Source organism: Lewinellaceae bacterium (genome assembly GCA_020636105.1).
Classification (GTDB): Bacteria; Bacteroidota; Bacteroidia; order Chitinophagales; family Saprospiraceae; genus BCD1.
In genome coordinates, this window is sequence record JACJYL010000001.1 from 1,069,727 (window position 1) to 1,089,446 (window position 19,720).

At 41.6% G+C, this 19,720-nt stretch carries 13 protein-coding genes; 3 read left to right on the plus strand and 10 right to left on the minus strand.

Going from position 1 to position 19,720, the window contains the following annotated elements:
* Positions 1-154: 154 nt before the first annotated feature.
* The 6 genes from H6571_03845 to H6571_03870 form a co-directional block, all read right to left on the minus strand.
* Entirely contained in the window at positions 155-3,004 is a 2,850-nt protein-coding gene (locus H6571_03845; GenBank protein ID MCB9322854.1) for a T9SS type A sorting domain-containing protein, read from the minus strand.
* A 217-nt stretch (positions 3,005-3,221) separates the two neighbouring features.
* The gene (locus H6571_03850) at positions 3,222-4,721 is read right to left on the minus strand and encodes a winged helix-turn-helix domain-containing protein (GenBank protein MCB9322855.1); all 1,500 of its coding nucleotides are present in this window, start codon (positions 4,719-4,721) and stop codon (positions 3,222-3,224) included.
* 96 nt (positions 4,722-4,817) lie between these two features.
* Positions 4,818-8,945, minus strand: coding sequence for a carbohydrate-binding protein (locus tag H6571_03855; GenBank protein ID MCB9322856.1), 4,128 nt, complete (start codon positions 8,943-8,945; stop codon positions 4,818-4,820).
* 444 nt (positions 8,946-9,389) lie between these two features.
* On the minus strand, positions 9,390-10,217 hold the full coding sequence (locus tag H6571_03860) for a M28 family peptidase (GenBank protein MCB9322857.1): 828 nt from the start codon (positions 10,215-10,217) through the stop codon (positions 9,390-9,392).
* A 226-nt stretch (positions 10,218-10,443) separates the two neighbouring features.
* On the minus strand, positions 10,444-12,258 hold the full coding sequence (locus H6571_03865) for a hypothetical protein (protein ID MCB9322858.1): 1,815 nt from the start codon (positions 12,256-12,258) through the stop codon (positions 10,444-10,446).
* Positions 12,259-12,900: 642 nt separating this feature from the next.
* Positions 12,901-13,404: a hypothetical protein gene (locus H6571_03870; protein ID MCB9322859.1), complete on the minus strand. Its 504-nt coding sequence runs from the start codon at positions 13,402-13,404 to the stop codon at positions 12,901-12,903.
* A 567-nt stretch (positions 13,405-13,971) separates the two neighbouring features.
* Here H6571_03870 and H6571_03875 point away from each other — a divergent pair.
* On the plus strand, positions 13,972-14,793 hold the full coding sequence (locus H6571_03875) for a hypothetical protein (GenBank protein ID MCB9322860.1): 822 nt from the start codon (positions 13,972-13,974) through the stop codon (positions 14,791-14,793).
* 692 nt (positions 14,794-15,485) lie between these two features.
* On the opposite strand, the gene H6571_03880 is transcribed toward H6571_03875, so the two are convergent.
* The 4 genes from H6571_03880 to H6571_03895 form a co-directional block, all read right to left on the minus strand.
* Positions 15,486-16,031: a hypothetical protein gene (locus H6571_03880; GenBank protein MCB9322861.1), complete on the minus strand. Its 546-nt coding sequence runs from the start codon at positions 16,029-16,031 to the stop codon at positions 15,486-15,488.
* Positions 16,031-17,272, minus strand: coding sequence for a hypothetical protein (locus tag H6571_03885; protein MCB9322862.1), 1,242 nt, complete (start codon positions 17,270-17,272; stop codon positions 16,031-16,033). The genes H6571_03880 and H6571_03885 overlap by 1 nt, the downstream gene beginning before the upstream one ends.
* A 96-nt stretch (positions 17,273-17,368) precedes the next feature.
* Positions 17,369-18,349, minus strand: a complete 981-nt coding sequence (locus H6571_03890; GenBank protein MCB9322863.1) for a hypothetical protein — start codon at positions 18,347-18,349, stop codon at positions 17,369-17,371.
* A gap of 75 nt (positions 18,350-18,424) precedes the next feature.
* Positions 18,425-18,805: a hypothetical protein gene (locus tag H6571_03895; protein ID MCB9322864.1), complete on the minus strand. Its 381-nt coding sequence runs from the start codon at positions 18,803-18,805 to the stop codon at positions 18,425-18,427.
* Between the two features lie 314 nt (positions 18,806-19,119).
* Here H6571_03895 and H6571_03900 point away from each other — a divergent pair, with 314 nt between their 5' ends.
* Both H6571_03900 and H6571_03905 read left to right on the plus strand, forming a co-directional pair.
* Positions 19,120-19,404: a hypothetical protein gene (locus H6571_03900; protein MCB9322865.1), complete on the plus strand. Its 285-nt coding sequence runs from the start codon at positions 19,120-19,122 to the stop codon at positions 19,402-19,404.
* Between the two features lie 31 nt (positions 19,405-19,435).
* Positions 19,436-19,720: a hypothetical protein gene (locus H6571_03905; protein ID MCB9322866.1), complete on the plus strand. Its 285-nt coding sequence runs from the start codon at positions 19,436-19,438 to the stop codon at positions 19,718-19,720.

A 19,720-nucleotide genomic window follows, 5' to 3' on the forward strand; every position in this document is an offset into this window, starting at 1 on the left:
ATTTTGTACAATAAGTTGGCTTGCCAATCTTTCTGCAAAGCTACGAGCCATAAAATCCACTTAAGGAAATAAGACCGGTAAGTTTGCAAAAAGACTGGTAAGCCGTTATTGAAACAATTTCAATAATCTGTCTGGTACATTAAATCAATTGAATTTATCCTTTAACAAATCGTTTTGAAAGGATGCCTCCTTCTGTTTTTACATTCAAAACATACACCCCTGCAGGCATATTCATTTTTCCAAGGTCAAGTTGTAATGAAGTACCTTCAAACAAATAGGTCTGAACATAAATCAGGCTGCCATTTACGTCCACAATCTCCACCGAAACTGATGTTTCATCATCAAGAGACAAATCAACGTTCAACAGGTCATTTACCGGATTTGGGAAAAGGCTGAGCACATCGTTATTTTGATATACATCCTCCATTATTTCAGGGTTATAAGGAGAAGTAAAAGGAATAATTCCCACCTCGGGTAATTCACCACAAGTCGGATTCCAGCCCCATACTACGTTATCCCCTGAGCTTAAATCATCACAAATAAACATACCATTCATATAGGTAGTCAAATAAGCTCCGGAATCGCCAACATCCATCCCTTCGGGTGCATAAATATCGGCTTCAATGACTGATCCCTGGCCGATGGAAACTTTATCGGATACGTAAATGACAACAGAAGGTCCGCCTACATTTACATCGCTGCTCATGATATTCATCTTCCTTCTGATCATAAGGTTGGTCGACTGATTAAAATTAACGGTACCATCCTTATAAACCGTAAGGCTCTTCATGTACATTTCTGCATTATCAACATAAAGTGTTGCGCCAGGGTAAACTAAAACATTACCATAATTGGAACCGGACAAAGTCATGTTTGAGGTAACCGTCACGTCATTGAAATTATTATATGGATTTGGCATAAAATCAGGGAGCTCAACCAGACAATCAGCATTGATATAGTTGTTCACCATACTGGTGCCATCAATGTTTGCCGCCCCGGATCTCAGGAAAGTCGCAATATCCGAATTGTGCTGAATGCTCACTTCGTCTGCATCAAATACCCCGACACCGCCATCGACCACCAGAGAAGCGTCCATATCCATGTCCTGCTCCACCAGGATCGTATAAGCAGATAATAAGGTAGAAAGGTCCTCATTCACCAGGAAGGAGGCCGTTGCAGTACATCCATTCCCGTCGGTTACTTCTACGGAATAAGTGCCATTAGCAAATACAGTAACCTCATCAGAACTTCCTAAACCATCCGACCATTGGAACGTAACCGGCTGCGCAAGGTCTGCTATATTATTTACTTTGACCGCCAATTTTTTAACCCCCTGGCACCATTCAGGAAGATAAGCCTGATCTGTTTCCAGTGCAATAACCGGGTCATCATTTGAGAAATAAACATTATCTACATAAACGACTCCCGATCCAAAAGGAATTGAGGAGAGAATCAATTGAGCGATATGCGCAGTAGAATTCAACCCAACAAAATCAGCTAAAGGAATTTTATAGGTTATCCATGTATTGGGGGTGGGATTAGGAAAGGTAATTTCATATTCGCTGTCATCCCCTCCTCCGTAATTGCCATTCGGACCAAAGTCAACCAATTTTACATTAAAGGTAGTCATATTCGGTGTCCAGATATCTATATTAAAATGGGTCATGGAAGACGCATCAATAAGATTTGCTCCTACCGTTTCAATTCCCAGGTAACTAACATTTTGATACAATTTGGTATCGTTACCAGCGATCTGCATGTCAGTAAGGGTAGCTCCTGGCGACCAAACAGTCAACCAGGTATTTACCGGTACATTGGGGTAAACATTACTGAACATGGAGATAACATTCTTACAGAATTCAGGTGATGGAGCGGCTTCTGTAGGTACGGGCAAGGTAAAACAAGTTTCCTCACAAGTTTCCCAGCCGTAAGTAACGGTTTCTGGCACCCCATTTACTACGGTAACAACCCTATTGGTATACATATCCCCACAACAAGAAACCGTACAAGAAGCTCCCGGGGTGAATGATTCTTCCAATCCATTGGCCAGAAACTTATATTCCTGAGCGCCGGGTGTCATAAAAATAGTGGTACACCATGTTCCATCGTTTTCAGGATCAGAAAGTGGATTTGCACCGCCATTCCATCCATTAAATGCACCAAAAATATTGACGGAATTAATTCCAGGAAGGCAACTTACATCTACGCAAAAAGTGACATTTGCTCCAGCAGGACCAGAACAATCAGCGGAACAACTTTCCCAGCCGTAAGTGACCGTTTGTGGTACGCCTTCCACAACCGTAAGGGCGCGATTGTTATTAACCACACAAGGATCTCCCGGGTTAAGGTCTTCCCATTGTTGCTGGGCAAAGAAAAACTTGAATTCATGAGGACCTGCAGGCACGGCTACGGTGCCACAATAAGTTCCAGAGCCATTGTTTGACAAGAAATTAACGCCCGGACTCCAGCCATTAAAGGTTCCCGCAACGGCAACAGCATCTGCTACCGGAAAGCAAGAAAGATCCACACAAAAAGTAATATTGGTAGTAGTCACTTCTGCACAAGCCGGATTACAAGTATTCCAACCATAGGTAACGGTTTGTGGTACGCCTTCAACAACCGTAATAGGACGAAAATGGTTAGGAGCAGCATAGGTTGGGCCGTCGTACACAACAGCACAAGGCTCAGCAGCAAGGTTTTCAAACTGGCCATTGGCCGTAAAGAACTGGAAAACGTAATCACCCGCGCTTAGAGCCACAGTCTTACAGTACACATTGGGGGTAGCTGTACCCCCTAAGAAATCAGTACCATTTGAGAAGTTATTGAAGTCGGCCACTAAAGCAGCCGCAGCTGGACCTACAGGACAACTCGTGAGATCGAGACAGAAGGTGATATTTGTTAATGCCTCTGAGTCATTTTCTCCAAAGGAAGAATAATTGGCATTATTTGCGTTCCCCCAAAGGGCGTAAAGAGAAAAAAGAGAAAGTAGTAGAAGCTTTTTCATATTGAATTTTTTTTAAAATAAAAAGACACTAACCGCACAAATCCGTTGAATCCATCATTTAGACCCCCACTGAAATGTCAGGCAGATTAGTTATGGATAATAACTTTAATTGACTAAAGTTAATCAACTATAAACAGTTACATGCAATAAAAAACCGTGCATTCCTAACGCTCATCACTTTGCACGGATATCCGTGGACAGAAATTCCTCTTTCAATTCATTCTTCAAATAATATTTGCATCACTTTCAGGATCAGTTCGACCTTTTTATTACCCGGCGTTTTTATATCAAATGCAGCATACATTCGCCTCAAAGAAGAACTGACACCTTCCAGACTTAAAGACACTTCATTGGCAATCTCTTTGTTACTAATGGACGGATTTTCGAAAAGGAGTTTGAGAATCATCCAGGAGGATTCTCCAATTTTGGAATTGATTGCTTTTTCGATTTTTGCTTTGTCCAGAGCCATAGCCTTAGACTTTTCAAAAGAGGTTAGTGACAGGGAAGCAAGCCTTTCCTTTAACGATTCAATTTCATGGAGTGATTTTTTTCGTGCTGCAGCATTTCGTTTGTGGCTTATCCATAGAAAAACACCAAAGGCAAAAACAAGAAAGAGTATTATGCCTATAAAGGCAAAACGTTCTCGTTGAATACGCAACTTATTTTCATGCAATATTTTTTCAGCCTTTTTGCTTCCAAATTTTACATCATCAAAATAATAAATGCACTCCCCGGCAGCAATCCCGTCCGTCCCAAAATTAAAAAACAGGGAGGCTTTATTATAAACCCATCCCTTTTCAAGGCCCTCTCTCAATGATACTGTACCAAGTGCCTGCTTAGAGAAATCAAACTCTAAAACCTCCCAATTCCTTGAAAGGGTCGTTCGGTTTTCTGCCTCACAGGAATGGGTCGGATCATTTGAATCCTCCACTTTTAAGCGGATTATCGTTCCTGCGTTAGGCGACCATACCCTTATCGTCATTTTGGCATCAGCTATCGTCAACGGAATATTCGTTTTAAACCCCTTTGAAGTACCAATGATGGTTCCAGCCCATGTGGTCGCATCTTCTTTTTTGACCACTCGAACCACTTTGTTACTGGCATCCTCCGGATCAGTTACCAACGATGAAAGGTTGCCCCCAAAATCTATCGTGGTATAATTTACAGCGTTCCCTTCGAAATCAACAGGCAGATCAATTTGAGTCCTCCCAAAAATCTGTTCAATATCATCAAAAAGGAAGATGGACGCTGCCGTACTGTCCCCAATATTACCAAAGTCAAACATAAACACAAGAGAATTGAAATTGGCCGGCTGGCCGGTAAAATCCCATATTAAAGTTTCCCACTCATTTGAGGTTGTGGTTGGGACATCCCTACTGGTTTCTCCTAATCCTTCAAGTTTTAACTTGATGATCGTCCCAACAGGAGCATGGGTAAAAACTTTCATGGAAATAATTCCCCTTACGGAGAAATCAAGATTCTCATCCAATGTTAATTTACTGCCTGCCCAGGGTTCGCCCCCATTTCTGATGATCCGTGCAACAGTCGCACTCGAATTAATACCCCCGGGTTCCGGATTACTTATTATTGTGGAAATGGCACCAGCAAAATCTACAAAATCCCTCTTAAACATTGTTGTTTCGAAATCAATAGGCAAAGTTTGTGAATACCCTATTGATGCCGTAAAAAGGAAAATAAGTACCGTTACTATTCTCATGTAATCTTTATTTTCAAAAATAGCTGTTCTTAATTGTTACGGATGGTGCATTTTTAGTTTCAATCAATCTGATTGAATTTTTTATTAAATTTTTAATTATTTACTTATCACCTTAAATGCTTTCATCCTATCATCATTTATGACCTTAAAAATATAAAGGCCCGTTCCTAAATTGCTCATATTCAGGCTATAAAATTCATCGTCCACTTGAAATTTAGTGATCAATTTACCTGTCTGGTCATACACCATAATTTCGTTTTTACCTTTGGGCAATTCCAAATGTAAAGTGTTCGTTACCGGATTAGGATAGTACTTTATTGAGAAATTCCACTCATAATCATTTACGGGGGTTACCTCCTTACAACTCCCAATTTCATAGGTATCCTTGTGTTGGGAATTATTGCGTTCCACTTCTCCCGGAAATGAATAGGTGTAATAAAAATATATTTTAGTCCCTTCACTCGCATTCAGTGTATAAGGCACATTAGGTGTCACATTGTAGCCGGGAAGGCTATTTGCATTTGTTCCGTAATACAATATACAGGTCGGTGTGCCAACCCCTGCCGCCGAAGGAATAAAAGTTAAGGTTGGATTATTATTATCCGGAGAAAATTCATAATCGAAATCGCCATTATAAGAAGTACCATAACAGGAAGGTGCAGCGGTAATCGTGATATTGACCGGTGCCGATACCGTTGAACTGCCATCATTATCGTAGGCAATGGCGGTGATGCTGTACTCTCCGGGAATCGAAGACCAGTTAATCGTATAAGGAGCCTCTGTTAGGGTTCCGATAATTTCATTATTGACAAAAAATTCCACCTGTGTTACATATCCAGCCAAATCAGAGGCAGACGCTGCAATAAGGATTGGGTCATCTTCAATATATTCAGCATTATTCATTGGAGAGAAAATCGATACATTAGGAGCAATATTCGGGCTGGTGCTCGAAATAATATAAACTTCATCGTCATCGGAATAACTGCCATTATCTACGGTTAACCTGACCAGGTAAACCCCTTCGTTTAAGGAAGATACCATCGGCTGAGCAATCTGTGGATCAGAAAAAACCAGCATAGAAGGTCCGTATATTTGTTCCCAGGAATAAGCTAAACTCCCCCCTTCCGGGTCCGAACTATTGCTGCCATCCAGGTTGGTCGTTGTCTCCGGAAGAACCACAAGCAGGTTGTCCCCTGCATCGGCTACCGGCTGATCATAATCAAGAGGAGATTCATAAGTAAACGTCATGCTGCCCAGATTTAATTCTCCATTGTCAAAAAATACCCTCAGAACCTGCTTCCCGATTTTCAGGGGAATATTATTAACGGTCTTATTAGTCCAGGTATTCCAGGATCCTGTATTGTTTACCGTGATGGAAGGGCTGATTATTTCCCCATCGGATTCCAACCGAAAAGGCCCTCCCCCATTTTCATTGCCACTGGCATACCTGAAAACAAGCGTATAATAACCTGCCTGCTGCACATCAACAGTGTATTCCAACCACTCCCCTGGAGATATCCAGCCTACATACCCCCCTTCTGAAAAATCCAGCGAAGCATCGACATATTCATTAAGCCTGAAATCTCCGTCATTGCCGGGGCTGGCATCACTGTAAGAAATATCCTGACCTATGCCTCCTTCAAAAATATCATAAGAAGCAGCCGAAAAGGAACCGGGAATTGCTATGGGATCCCCTAAATAAGGCAATTGTTCTCCAACAATCACTGAAACCAGATTGCTGACATTAAAATTACTGCCTTCATAAATCTTTGCGTAAAAATTATGTTTCCCCGCAAACAGATTATCCGCCGTTAAAACATAGGGAGCCTGGGTAATTTGGCCTATCAGGTTTCCACTATCAAAAAATTCAATACTGTCGGCTGTGCCTCCGTTGATGACGATGCTCAATTCGACACTTCCTCCGGGGTAAGCCCTCTGGAAACTGGAGGATAATATCCCACTCAAAGCAATGTCTTTACTGGTAGCCATGCTTTCCGCAGGCACTTCAAGTACATATCCATCAGAAAAGGTGACACTAACGGGCTGATCGGAATAGTTGTGAGCGGTGTAAATTATCTCTCCGTCGTTATTGAAAGCCACGCCTAGAGGGGAATCTGCCGTTACAGAAGTGTCAACATTCCCCAACACATTCATGGAGTGCAACCAATGATAGGTCTGAGCATCTGAAATGCCAAATTTCAGGGATCTGTCAGGATAGGAATCATACAATTGAATGGCCAATTCCGGATTGATAAAGGACAAATACTTCCACATGACATCATGCCAGAGGTTATCGTTGGCCTCGTTGGATAAAATGCCCGTATTTTCTTCTATTTCATTCCAAAGTTGTTCTACGTAATTTAAATTATGCCCCAAATACAGGGAGCCTCCATGTATGGGGTACATTTCGATCCCATAGGAAGCCGCAATATCATTGGTCCAAAAAGTGCCGTTATCATAACTGTTTCCCCAAACGCGCGAAACAAGACTGTATGGCTGGGAAGGAGCAAAATTACGGTCATACATATCAAACCAATATTCTTCAATGGCTGATTGCTCTGTGGTGTATAAATAAATGCCTAAATCCCTGATATCATCATTGCCTGTAATAGCCCCCCAATGAATGAGAGAGGAATTAAACTGCATACTCTCAGAGGTCGATTCCTGATCATTTCCCTGGGGAAAGGTGGCAAATCCGTTGGCCCAGCAATGCCCGGCGTAGGGGCTGAAATTGCGTAAGAATGGGAACATCTCGTCATTACGGTCACCTCCGGCAGCATCGCGAACCAATAAATTGACCATTTCACCCCATTGATTTGCCCAGCCCGGTTCAAATTGTTCCACAAAAGCCGCTGCATGGATAAAATACCCCCAATGAAAATGGTGATCATTTAAATTTCCATCCTGCCCATGACCTGCCGGATAACCGATCATCGCCGACCAGGTTTGGTTGTAATAAAACAAAAAAGCCACTTCATCTGAATTAGCACTTAACCAATCCTCCAACCTGTTTTTTATGGTGGTTAACATCTTATCTCTTGCGGTGGTATTCCCGATTAAATCCGCTATACGCGCCGTTTGGATTAAGCGATTCATCATTTGCCCTTCATTATAGGAATCGGTCCAGGTGCTCAACCCGTCATTTTCCAATAATTGAACCTTTTGGTTTATTTTTTGAAGATCAAATCCATCGCTATAATTATCTACATAAGGAAGCGTGGGTAAAATACCATAAAAAGTGTTCTCTACACTAAACCTGTTTCCATCCAGTGTTTTTAAAGCTCCCCGAACAGAGGTATAGGAATACTGGTCAGGTAGAGGAGAATCGTTCGCCAGGTTCGCCCATTGGTGGGGAAGTAAGCCCAATAGCATGGTGGTGTCCTGCCCTTCTTTCACCTCCGTTTCAACCATAAAATCGGTCCTCACCACGGAAGTATTGATATCGTAATTCCAGGTGGTCACGGTGTTTGAAGGGAACACATAAGCGTATTTTTTATATTCATTGGCAACAGTGGTAATGCTGGCTGCATCCAGTGGAATAAATGCCATGGACCAGTAATTTTTTCCATTCAGGGCAGAGGTGTAGGTATCCCCATTTTGGGTCCAGACACTGCCGACAGGAGCATAAACGGCAAAATCTGCCCCGTTCCTTGCATCGGTAATGATCAACATTTCGTCCTCAATGACAACGGAACCCTGGGTGATCTTAATTTGAGCTTCATCGGCAGAATCTTTGGTAAAATACAAAAATGGCATGCCGATACCCGCGGTGGTCTGAAAGTGATGCGTTGCATTGCTCCAATCCATGGTAACCGTCCAGTCAGAAAAATCAGCGACGTTTGCTGCCGCTGCATTTAACCCCGTCACCCCTACCGTGACCGGCAAAACATCATCAATCACGCCCCAGGGGATATACGTTACGACTAAACCGCTATTGACCGTTTTAAGCGTATAGGGGTAATTGAATAAATTGTCTGCATGACTATTTTTTATCTTAGCCGACCACCAATCGTTTGTTGGAACCGGTTTGGTTGCCGCAATTCCAGTAGTAAAAGGGGTGCCTGACGGATAGGTATTTCTACCCGCAGCATCCACTCCAGGGAATTGAGTGGTATAACTACCACTGCCCACGTTCACAATTTGCCCGGATGAGTCAAAACAAAAGTAACCAACCAACAAAAAAATAAGGTTGAATTTCAAAAGGTAGAAACGTTGATTTTTCATCTGTTTAAAAATTTATTAATGTTTTGAAAATGAAGTGATTAACAAATTTTTAAACAGATGTAACCACTACGTTTTCGCATAAACTTTTTTAATCATAGGTGAATGGTATGCCTGCCTGGCAGCAGACAGGCTTAAAAAAGTTTATGCTCATTTCATATTTAAATATTCTGGAAAAAATGAAGGCTTTTTTGATTTATGGAGAAAACCAGGGCATTTATAATCATTTGCCCTTGGTCCATGTATGGCGCTTCAAGTCAAAGTAAAATATTATTCAGTTCAAATATCGTTTTGTAAATATTTTAAAAAGAATATTATACTACGACAATTGCACTACCTCAGCAATAATAATTAGAAATTTCTGAGTTTGGAAGATGATTTGTTGCAGGCGTTAAATCCTGTACATAGAAAAGAGGAAAAGTAAGGGGCAGGAATTAACCCCAAAAATTACTGAAAGGAATTCAGCCAGTTCAGCATTACTTTTTCAACAGACAATAATCCTTCAAAATTGAGGTATTCTATGTCATCCGTCGTTTTATGGTAATCGATGTGCCGGCCAGTGGTAAAGGTTACCACAGATATATTGCGTTCCAGGAACCACTTTGTATCCAGGATACCGACGCGGTCAAAAGTGCTTTTCACCAGCCTGACCTTTTCTGCTTGCGCTCCGGAAAATGAAGTCAATAAATCCGGAGAACAATCGTAATACAAGGCGCCACTATTATCCAGGCGACCCACCATATCAAAATTCATCGTAAAGGCGATGGGTTTGTACTTCTTTTTTAAATGACCTGCGAAATATTTAGACCCAAATAATCCTATCTCATGCCCGGAATAGGCTACAAAAAGAAAATTATACCGAGCCTTTTTTTGGGCAAGTATTCTCGCCATGTCCAACATTAAAGCCACACCGGAAGCATTGTCGTCCGCTCCATTGTGCACTTCATCGGTCTTTTTACTCAGGGAACGTGATCCTCCCAGCCCCAGGTGATCATAGTGGGCCGAAATGACAATGGTCTTTTTTGCGTGGTTATTCACAAATCCTATAACATTCTGTGACTTTAAACGCAGGGAATCCAGCTCAATCCTGAAATATTGATGCCTGACCTGGCAATGCGGAATTTTGTGGAATTCCTGTGCGATGAAATCGGCGGCCAGCACTTCCTGTTCAGACCCCGTGGCTCTGCCCTGCATTTCATCGGATGCGAGAAATCCCACCACCTTTTTCATATAATCAATGCTAAGTGAATCCGACGGCTGACTGGATAGTGCCATCGCAAGAAACATAAAGAGCGGGATAAAGCTTGGTGAAATGTAAAATTTAAAATGCAAAATGTAAAAGGTAAAAGGTAAAAGAATTAAAAATCAGTAGGTTATGGTATCAAAAGGTCTGGTTTAATGATTTTAATTTCCTTGGTTTGGTTTATTTAAAAATGAGTCATACCATACACGAAGTATTGGTATGACTCATGATTTATAAATGGGTTAAAAAACGTATCGGTTATTTCCCGTCTTCAGCCGGACGCTTAACCGTAGCTAAATGTTCAGGAAGCTGACCAAACTGAAGGGATGATCCGTCCCACCAGATACCCATGGCATTTCCTTCGATGTTTCCATCAGAGTACAATACCTGCTGAATATTCCGATCGAAATCAGTAGCACTTACAATTTGGGTAGCCAATTCCATTTTGTTGTTGTCGATGCGGTTCCCCACAGCGATCCAGGAAATGGCAGTAGTGCTGGTTCCATGCATCAATTCCTTTACGGTAAATCCGTTTCTGTCCACAGAAGCAATATAAAGTCCGTTGCATTCACCGTTAGGGGTAACTGTTACCACCGGCGTTTCGCCAAGTAGCCCTTGATACTCCGAAGAAAATGAAACAAACGCTGTTCCATTGGTTAAAGTTATGGTTCCTTTAGCATACACGGTAGCTTCAGTGCTTGAAACGGTGTAAACGGGTGTAACGCCATCATTTACTTTTACCAACTCAACATTTTTGCCCAAAGTGTAAACGTTGCCACTGTTGTACTGGGCAAAAAGTTCTCCCGAGTTCAGCTGACCAATGACTGATCCCTGTGAAGTCGATCCAATGAGGTCTCCGTAGAACCCCCCGCCAATACCAATGGCTTCAGCATTGGGAAGGTATCCCGCTCCACCAGCGTAACCAGCAGACCCGTAAACACCGTAAGTGCCAGAGGCACTATTTTTATATCCAAGAGATCCCCAGTAGGCGCCGGAATAATAACCGCCTAAAACACCCCCTGTTCTGGTGTAATCATTCCAGCTATGCCCGGTTACACCGAATGCATATTCATCACCCCAGTAGTTGTATCCACTCATTGCACTGTTTGTTCCAGTCACACCATAGGTAGTACCATCATTTTGGCTATCACGAGTTCGATAACCATAAATGGTAGACTGACCATCCCCGTTCCCTGTCAATTGATATCTGTAAACATATAATTGACTTGTAGGGCTTGGCGCAGCATTGATACCAACACCGGTTCCATTATCCTGTATTTGTGAGTTACCTCCTGTAGTAGCGCCAGTGAATTTCACAACGTAGTTCGGTGTTCCACTGATATTAGCTGATCCTGCAGGTCCTGCAGGTCCTGTGGCGCCTGGAACACCCTGAGGTCCAATGGGTCCTACAGGTCCTGTGGCGCCAGTTGGTCCTGTCGCTCCTGTGGCTCCATTAGCGCCTGGAACACCCTGAGGTCCAATGGGTCCAATGGGTCCTGTGGGTCCAATGGGTCCAATGGGTCCAATGGGTCCTGTGGCGCCAGTTGGTCCTGTCGCTCCTTGTGGGCCTATTGGTCCGGCAGGTCCTGTGGCACCTATGGCACCTATTGGTCCGGCAGGTCCTGTGGCGCCTTGTGGGCCGGGTACGCCCTGTGGTCCTGTGGCACCTGTGGCACCTATTGGTCCGGTGGCGCCTTGCGGGCCTATTGGCCCGGCAGGTCCTGTGGCACCTATTGGTCCGGTGGCGCCTTGTGGGCCTATTGGCCCGGCAGGTCCTGTAGCACCTGTAGCACCTATTGGCCCGGCAGGTCCTGTGGCGCCTGTAGCACCTATTGGCCCGGCAGGTCCTGTGGCGCCTTGTGGGCCGGGTACGCCCTGTGGTCCCTGTGGTCCGGTATCAGGTTCTACCCAGGCATAATTACCCAGGCCATTCGTCGATAATACCTGGCCATTAGAGCCTCCTGCTGGCAATTCGATTTCGTTGGTCGGATCAAGGTCGTTATCTGCCAGGAGATGCGCGGCAAAGGCGGCGGTTGAGGCATTCAAATATCCTTTGGTCACAGCATCCTGCATATCCACAGGATCCGCGAGGTTTTTGATATTGTTCCCACTCATCTGAAGATCACCGCCTGGCAGTAAGCGCATGCGCTCCTGGTTGTTGGTTCTGAAAACCAATGCTTTGGCATCGGTGGTACCCAGGAACTGGTATTTGTCCAGAACACCATCATTGCCATTGGTTTTCCAATAAGGGCCTGCTGCTTTTTCAGAAGGGTTGTCGCCGGTTAATTTTCCGGCCGTTCCTGCATGAAAAGCATAAGGTACTGACAACAACCGCGTCGTGTTTATCGAAACAAAGGCATCGTCTATCTTGAGTGCGATATCCATCCATACCTCGGTGCTTGCCCAGGATACTTCCGAGAAATCACCTATTGCTCCACTTCCTTGTCCGATGACTACGTTGAATAAACCTAAAGCAGTCGTCGTCACATCATGGATCTCGCTGTACATCACCTTACCCTGGGGGCCTTCTCCCAACAGGCTCACTTTTAATTGGATCGGCTCACCAGCCAATACCTTGCCCTCAGTATTGCGGGCGACCGCCTGGTAATTCATGCCCTGTGGCACACTTTGAGCCACAAGGCTGAGCGATATGCCTAAAAGCAGCACTAAAAATAATAGTCCTCTTTTCATTGTTATTAATTTTTGATTTGTGAGTTAGTTTATTTTACTGATTTTAAAAGTGCGCAGGAGTACGCCATTTTCATCCCGAAGCATCAGGCTGTAGAGGGCTGCCGGATATCTGCTCAGGTCCCATTCCAGCTGTTCTCCCGGCAAGTTGACTTTAGCCGTTTCCAGGCGATTGCCCTGAAAATCCCACAGTTCTATTGCGCCTTCACCTTGCCATTCAGCACCGATCCGGATCGACAATGTCGAACTCACCGGGTTTGGTGCTACACTGAATTGCAGGCCGTCGGCCATTATTTTTGCGGGCGTTTCAAAGGTTTCTTCCACCAACAGCATCGGTTGATGAAAGCCTTGGGTCAACAGGCCATCTGAGGTGGCAAGCGTGCTTACCGCCATTTCGCCCAGCGTCCAGTCCAGCGTAATGCCGGGACCTTTCGCTGTGCTGCCCGCAGCGGAAAATACCATTGGATCTTGCTGAGCCATGACAAAAATTGCCAAAACCATAGCTGTCCAAAGACACAGAATTTTTTTCATACAAGAAAATTTAAATTAATTAAAAATTGAGCAATTGTGAGGAATCGAGGGCCGATAAAGTACTTTTCTTAATCAGCTCAGGCCGTTTTTGCTGTTTCTTATGTTTATCTTTTACTGCTCTTTTTAAAAAATGTTGCAAAATGATTAATAAAAATTAAGAAATAATGTGATTAAACAATTAAACCAATAAATATTTTAAAAAATTACATAAATTAAAATAAACAGCCAACATACAAACACAAAGACTTATAAAATTTTACGCCGTGATCCTGAGAGGTGTCCCCACGAAATGTTAAGCCTTGATGCTCAATATTTAAAAAACAGGTAGTGAGGTGACATCCTCGTATATGGCTTGTGAGATAGTAGCTAAAGGTGTCATCTCAGTGCGCATTATTTAAAACAGGGTACCTGAGGTGACATCTTCGTGCAAAGCCTGCGAGGCTAGTAAAAGGTGTCATCTCAGTGCGGGCAATAGAATAAATTTAACAACCTGTAGCTATATCATAAGCAGAAATTGCGGATATTGCATATCATTTCCTGGAGGGAAAGTCCCAGGATGAAAGCATTATGGACAAGCAACACCTAAAGAAACTGGTAGGCCGTGGGGAACTGGAACAGGCCTTCGATGCCATGCTAGACTATGGCAAAAGCCAAAAGGCAACAGCCTGGTATAATACCCTTTTAATGCAGTACAACCAATTTACAGAATTGCAGCAAAACAAGCTGAAGGGCATTTTGTCTGCAGAGGAAGCGAGCCTGGTCAGGAACCGGATCCTGTCCGCACTTCTTTCGCTCATTGATGATCTGCAAGAAGGAGAAGACGGTGGTGCCCCGGGTAAACCATTGACGCAAAAGAACGGTAAAACCCGATGGCCTCTATGGCTGCTAATCGGCACTATTGTGCTGATCGGGCTGATCGTCGGTTATTCCAAACTGAACCTTTTTACACCGGAAAAAGGAACAGAGTCTCCTCCGGCAGGGGTATCATTGCCTATAGAAAAAGCCTCAATGGTTCGCCCCCTTCATTTTCCGGAAGGCGACGCAGTAACCTTCCTGTTCTCTACCGGCATGGAGATAAACTACCGTCTCCTGAATGGCGAGCTGAAAAACCTGGGCGGTGATGTTCAACAGGTGTCTTTCACCATCCGCTGTTCTGCCCGAAAAGGCAATGGCGCCAATTTCTGGGATGACACCTTCCGCCTCGAGTTGGACGAGCCCGGCGCCCTGTTGGCCCCTTCCAGCGGGCTGAATGAATTGGTAGAGAACAACAGCTTCAAAGACGGCACAGTGTCTTTCGTAGTGAAAGGTCTTTTTTCCAGCATGAAACTCGCTGTCGTGAACCCCTGGGACCCGGAAGATATCCGAAAATTGGCTATTAGTTTAGAATAGTAATTCCTCTGCGTGGAAAATAGCTTCGTTACTGATGTTTGGTTTTGGGGTTGGAAAAATCAGCTTTCAATATTATTTACCAATCTGGATTAAAAGTGTTTGTCTGATGGAATATGGGAAGTACAATAAAATAAAAGAGGTGTACCTGACAAAAATGAGTACTTGAGAAGGGACTTTTTTAAACAAAAAAAGCCTCGCCGAAGCGAAGCTTTTGGTGATCCCGCTGGGGTTGATATTTGTGCCAGAATATGTTTTAAATCAATTGATTATGAAATAATAAAATAAAAGTTGGAAAAAAGTTAGAAATAAAAAAAGGCTTAAAACTCAAAAAAACTCCCCAGGATATTCAGGGGAGCTTTTTCTAAACCAGTTTTTTCAAGGCATTGATCAGGGCTAAAATTAAATTCATTCGTTTTTCGCCTTTGGCCTTTTTTTGTTGTACGCGAATAGATTTGGTTTGAGAAATCGCCTTCTCTTTTGTTTTACTCATAGGATGCCGTTCATCGGTTAGCAATAGGATGAAGAGTAAAAGTAAAACAAAAAGTTTAAATAAAATAAATAATAAAACAATTTAAAATAAATCTAAGCTGCCAATTTATTCAAAGGCCGAGCTTAATAATTCATAAAGAGGCTAAATCAAGTTTGATTCGAGCATATCAAGTTTAAGACAGAGCCTTAAACTATCGGGGGGCTTAAAAGCTTAATTTGGATTGAAGGTCCATATTTCGAAACGGGAACTCCTTTTTGTAAATAATTTTCGAAAGGCTCAGTAGGCATCCAATTACACTCTCTAATAGTATTTTAACCTCTTCTTGAGTAATTGTAATCTCCTCTTTAGGATGAACAAGTCCATTTCTAACTTTTAAAGATTGTTTCAAAGGTCCCCACCAAGCTTCACTATCTCCATTTAAATGAGCTTTATTGTATTTGTAATATAAATATTGAATTCGATCTGTTAGCCGTTGGATTTTTAACCTTTCAGTAAGTATAAACTCTCCATTCTTTAATTCTATTTCCTTTTCCCCTAAAAGAGATTTCTCATGAATAGGAGTTTTTGGAAAGTTTATTAATTCTTGAGAAATCCCATTTATATACGCTTCCAAAGCAGATGTTCCAATTAAAACAGCTGAATGCTTATATGCTGTCTGGGCATCTTTGTCTTTAGTCTCCTGTATTTTTTCAAAAAAACGTTTGGCTTCTTCCAATAGAAGAGCCGAAAAGTCATCAAATGCAGCCATTATAATTTCTTTTCCATTTCTTGAACACGCAGGTTGGCCTCTTTCGCATGATACTTTTCAACTGCTAAGTCCACCAATCTTTTATTTATTCCAGTTCCTTTTTCCGCTTGAAGGAAAAATAATTCAGCAAGTCGTCCCCTGTCTTTTACATCAGTTCTTGTTCCTAATCCTCGATAATTTTCTGGATCTGTTTTATGCCTGCCTTTAGCGAGAATAGCGGAATTTAATGGGTCACCAGAGGTTCGCTTTGATAAATCATAATGCCTTGTTAGTCGTTCTTTGTTTTTGTGTAATACGCCAGCTACAAATGACCAAGATGCTAATACAGCATAACTAAGAGCCTTTTCAGAAAATTCAAAGTTCTCTTTATCCGTAAAATAGTATTTTTGTGTTTTCAGGAGGTCAGCATATGCTTTACCCATTGAAATCATCTTTTTGTCAGCCCAAAGATTTGGTGTTTGTCGAATTGTTTCCCATTCTTCATCTACCCCCCCAGTACCTGTAATCGAAGGAGTAGTTCTTATAACATTAAAATCAATGTCTTTAATCTGTTTTCCATTAATGTAATTAACAATCAAAGTTCGAGCACCTCTTACCGAAATTTGGCTTCCTCTTTGTTTTTTATCAGCAAAGTCTTGACCTTCATCAAGTATTCCACATTTCTGACACCAGTCCCGTAATTCAGGCCCTTTTACTGTTTCAAACATACGATCTAAAAGGTCGTTAGAAACAGCAATATTGGTGTTTGAAATTAACTGAACATCAAGTCTTTGTTCCGTACTTAAATCAAAGTAGAGTTTGAACCCATGATATTCATTAACTCCTTTTTTCAAAGCTTTTTGAATGGCTAAAAAGCGATGCTGACCACCAATAATTTTTAATGGCTTATCAGGCTCAAAATCAGGATTGAACTCTGCAACGATATTGCTAAAAATCCTTTTTTCCTCAGCATCATTCACCATTTTTAAATAAGCAGGGTTATTTTCTACTACTTCTCTATTTGCTCGGTAATCCGACTGATTTTCAGGGTCTAATGGAACGTCAATAGTACCTTTCTTACAAATATCTTTTGCTTTTATATGGCACTCTATGTAAAAGGCCAAGGTTTTGTTGTCAGTATGAATTATTATGTGCTCTTTTTCTTGAATATCAAAATCTTCAAGAAAAATATTTACAAGCTCCTCAACTTCACTCCGTTTGTGAACTACTGATTTATCGATATAGTCAAATCCTAATTTCATTTATTCTGTATTTAATTCCTCCCAACGGTATCGCATACACAGCGTGACCAGCTTTTGCTGGGCATGATCGTTGTATGCTTTGTTTATGGTTGGCTTCTAAGTTATCATTTTGTTAATTAAACCTAATACTCCAAAATTGACTTTTGCTATCTCCATTTGATAGGCTTCACTAGTTATCAAATTTTGACTAAACTCAGATTTAATCCTATTAATTGAAGATGCATATATTATTACTTCGTTTAATTCTTCCTTGAGATTATGTTCCTCCAAGACTTCACTTAACCATTCAATTGCATTCATTGTTTTATTTTGTGCAATATAATTTCTCAACTGAGAAGTCATATTATTTAATTTTTCAATAAAATTTGTCCTATCTAAAATTCTTCTTTGAGATAGCCGGGCAACTGAATTTACAATTCCTAAGCTTAAAGGAAGAATATTTTCACTTAGTTCGTTTAGTTCGAGTGATTTAGCCCATAAGGAATGTCCAAGAAGTCCTTTATCTTCTTTGGGTGTCAATATTTCCTTAAGTTCAATAAGATAATTTAAATCATCCTGTTTTATCGTCTTGATAAGAATATCCATTAATTGATCTAAATTTTTATCATTTTTACATGCTGCTAAATTTAAAATTAAACCATCTACGTGTTCAATATTTTCCACTATTGGAATTCTGGTGAAGATGATTAGCGGAAATCCATTATGCAAAAAATAGTCAATTCCACTTGTTTCATTTGGGCTTCTTTTTTCGTGTGAATTATTAAAATTTGGATCGAATACTTTAGCTATTTCGTTCCCATAGCTAACCTTTGAGACTCCTTGTTCTTCAAATAGATAACTATCCGAAAAAGTATATCTACTATTTTTAAATGAGTCTAAATAATATTCTTCTTTTCTTGGCAATGGGCCTATGATAACACCAATAGGACCTAAATTTTCTGCAATTTTATAAAAATTGGCTTCCAACCAATCATTTATCCAGTTATACCCAAACTTACTTGTTGGAATATAGTATAAAAAGTATTTATGCTTGTCATTTGGGCTAACAGAAAAAGCTGATGTTACTCTATATCCCATATTGTTTTTTTATCAATTTTGTTTTGCTTGCCGTGAACTTTGGTATAAACGAATATTAACCGATTTTTATCCCCCCTACTCTATCCCCAACTCATCAGCCAAATCCGGATTATTTTTCCGGATCTCCCGCTCCAATGTCAATACCCGCTGCTCCAGGAGTTTATTCATTCGCTCATAGATTTCTTCATCCTTCTCCTTCGTGATATCCACCATCCCCATACTCTCCTCCTCCCCGGGCTCCAGCCACATTTTACCCTCTCCAAGCAATAACCACATGGGATTTAGCTTCGGATTGTCGTAGAGTTTTAGAATGGCTACCAGGGTGGATGATTTTACATTTGAATCCTTTTTTATTAAGGCAGCTAATCCTGCAGCTGATATTCCAATTTTATTTGCGAAATCCGTCGCTGATTTCTCTTTTTCAAACAGTTTCGCAATTCTTTGACTTATAGACATTAATATATTATTAGTATAAAATTATATACTATAGTTTAAAATAATTAAACTATAGTTTGATTTTTAAACTGTAGTTTGTATATATTTGCATTGAACACAAACATATAGTTAACCAAAACAAAATCAAGTGTTTAAGTTAATCGCAAGAGGCTGCCTGCGAAACAAAAACACTGTGTTTGTTTCAAAGATACTACAAACTTTTGGAAATGGTAAAGGCCAGTTTGCCTTTTTGATAAGGGTGGGTGTGGTTTAAAGATTTTCATTATCCTGCAAGTTTTAATTTGACTGTTTTTACACCTTACAAATATATGATTATGAAAGAGATAAAGAAATTTTTGGCGAACAATTTGACGAAGTATCAGTTTGATACTTTGCCCAAAACATTGCAGGTAACCCCCAATCTTTTGACCATGATGTTAAAGGATCCCGGGCGCTTCGAACTGGATCACATCCGCAAAATTGCTGAGCTCACCGGAACCGATGCGTATGTCCTGGTTTTCGAATTCAAACTCGGGTACAGCCGTTTCAACGGTCCTGAACTGGATGCCATCGCCAGGGAAGCGGGTTATACTTTAGGACTGATTCAAGAAGCGGCATAAGATGATCGGGCAAACCATTACATACGAGCAAATGCAGCAACTGATCAGCCAGAATGAAAAGCTAGTCCAGGTTATGGAGGCCATGCTGGACCGCATTGAAATGAATGCCAAAGAATGGTACACGCCCGACGAGGCCCTAAATGTTCTTGGGTTCCATACAACAAAAAACAGCCGGCGCCGGCTGCAGTATTTGAGAGACAATAATTTGCTCACCAAATTCGGCAGCCTTAAGCCTTTCACCTATGACGCACAACAGGTCAAAGAAGTGGCCGACCTGATCAGGGCCGGTCGCATCGCAGTACCTGCAAAATTTTGA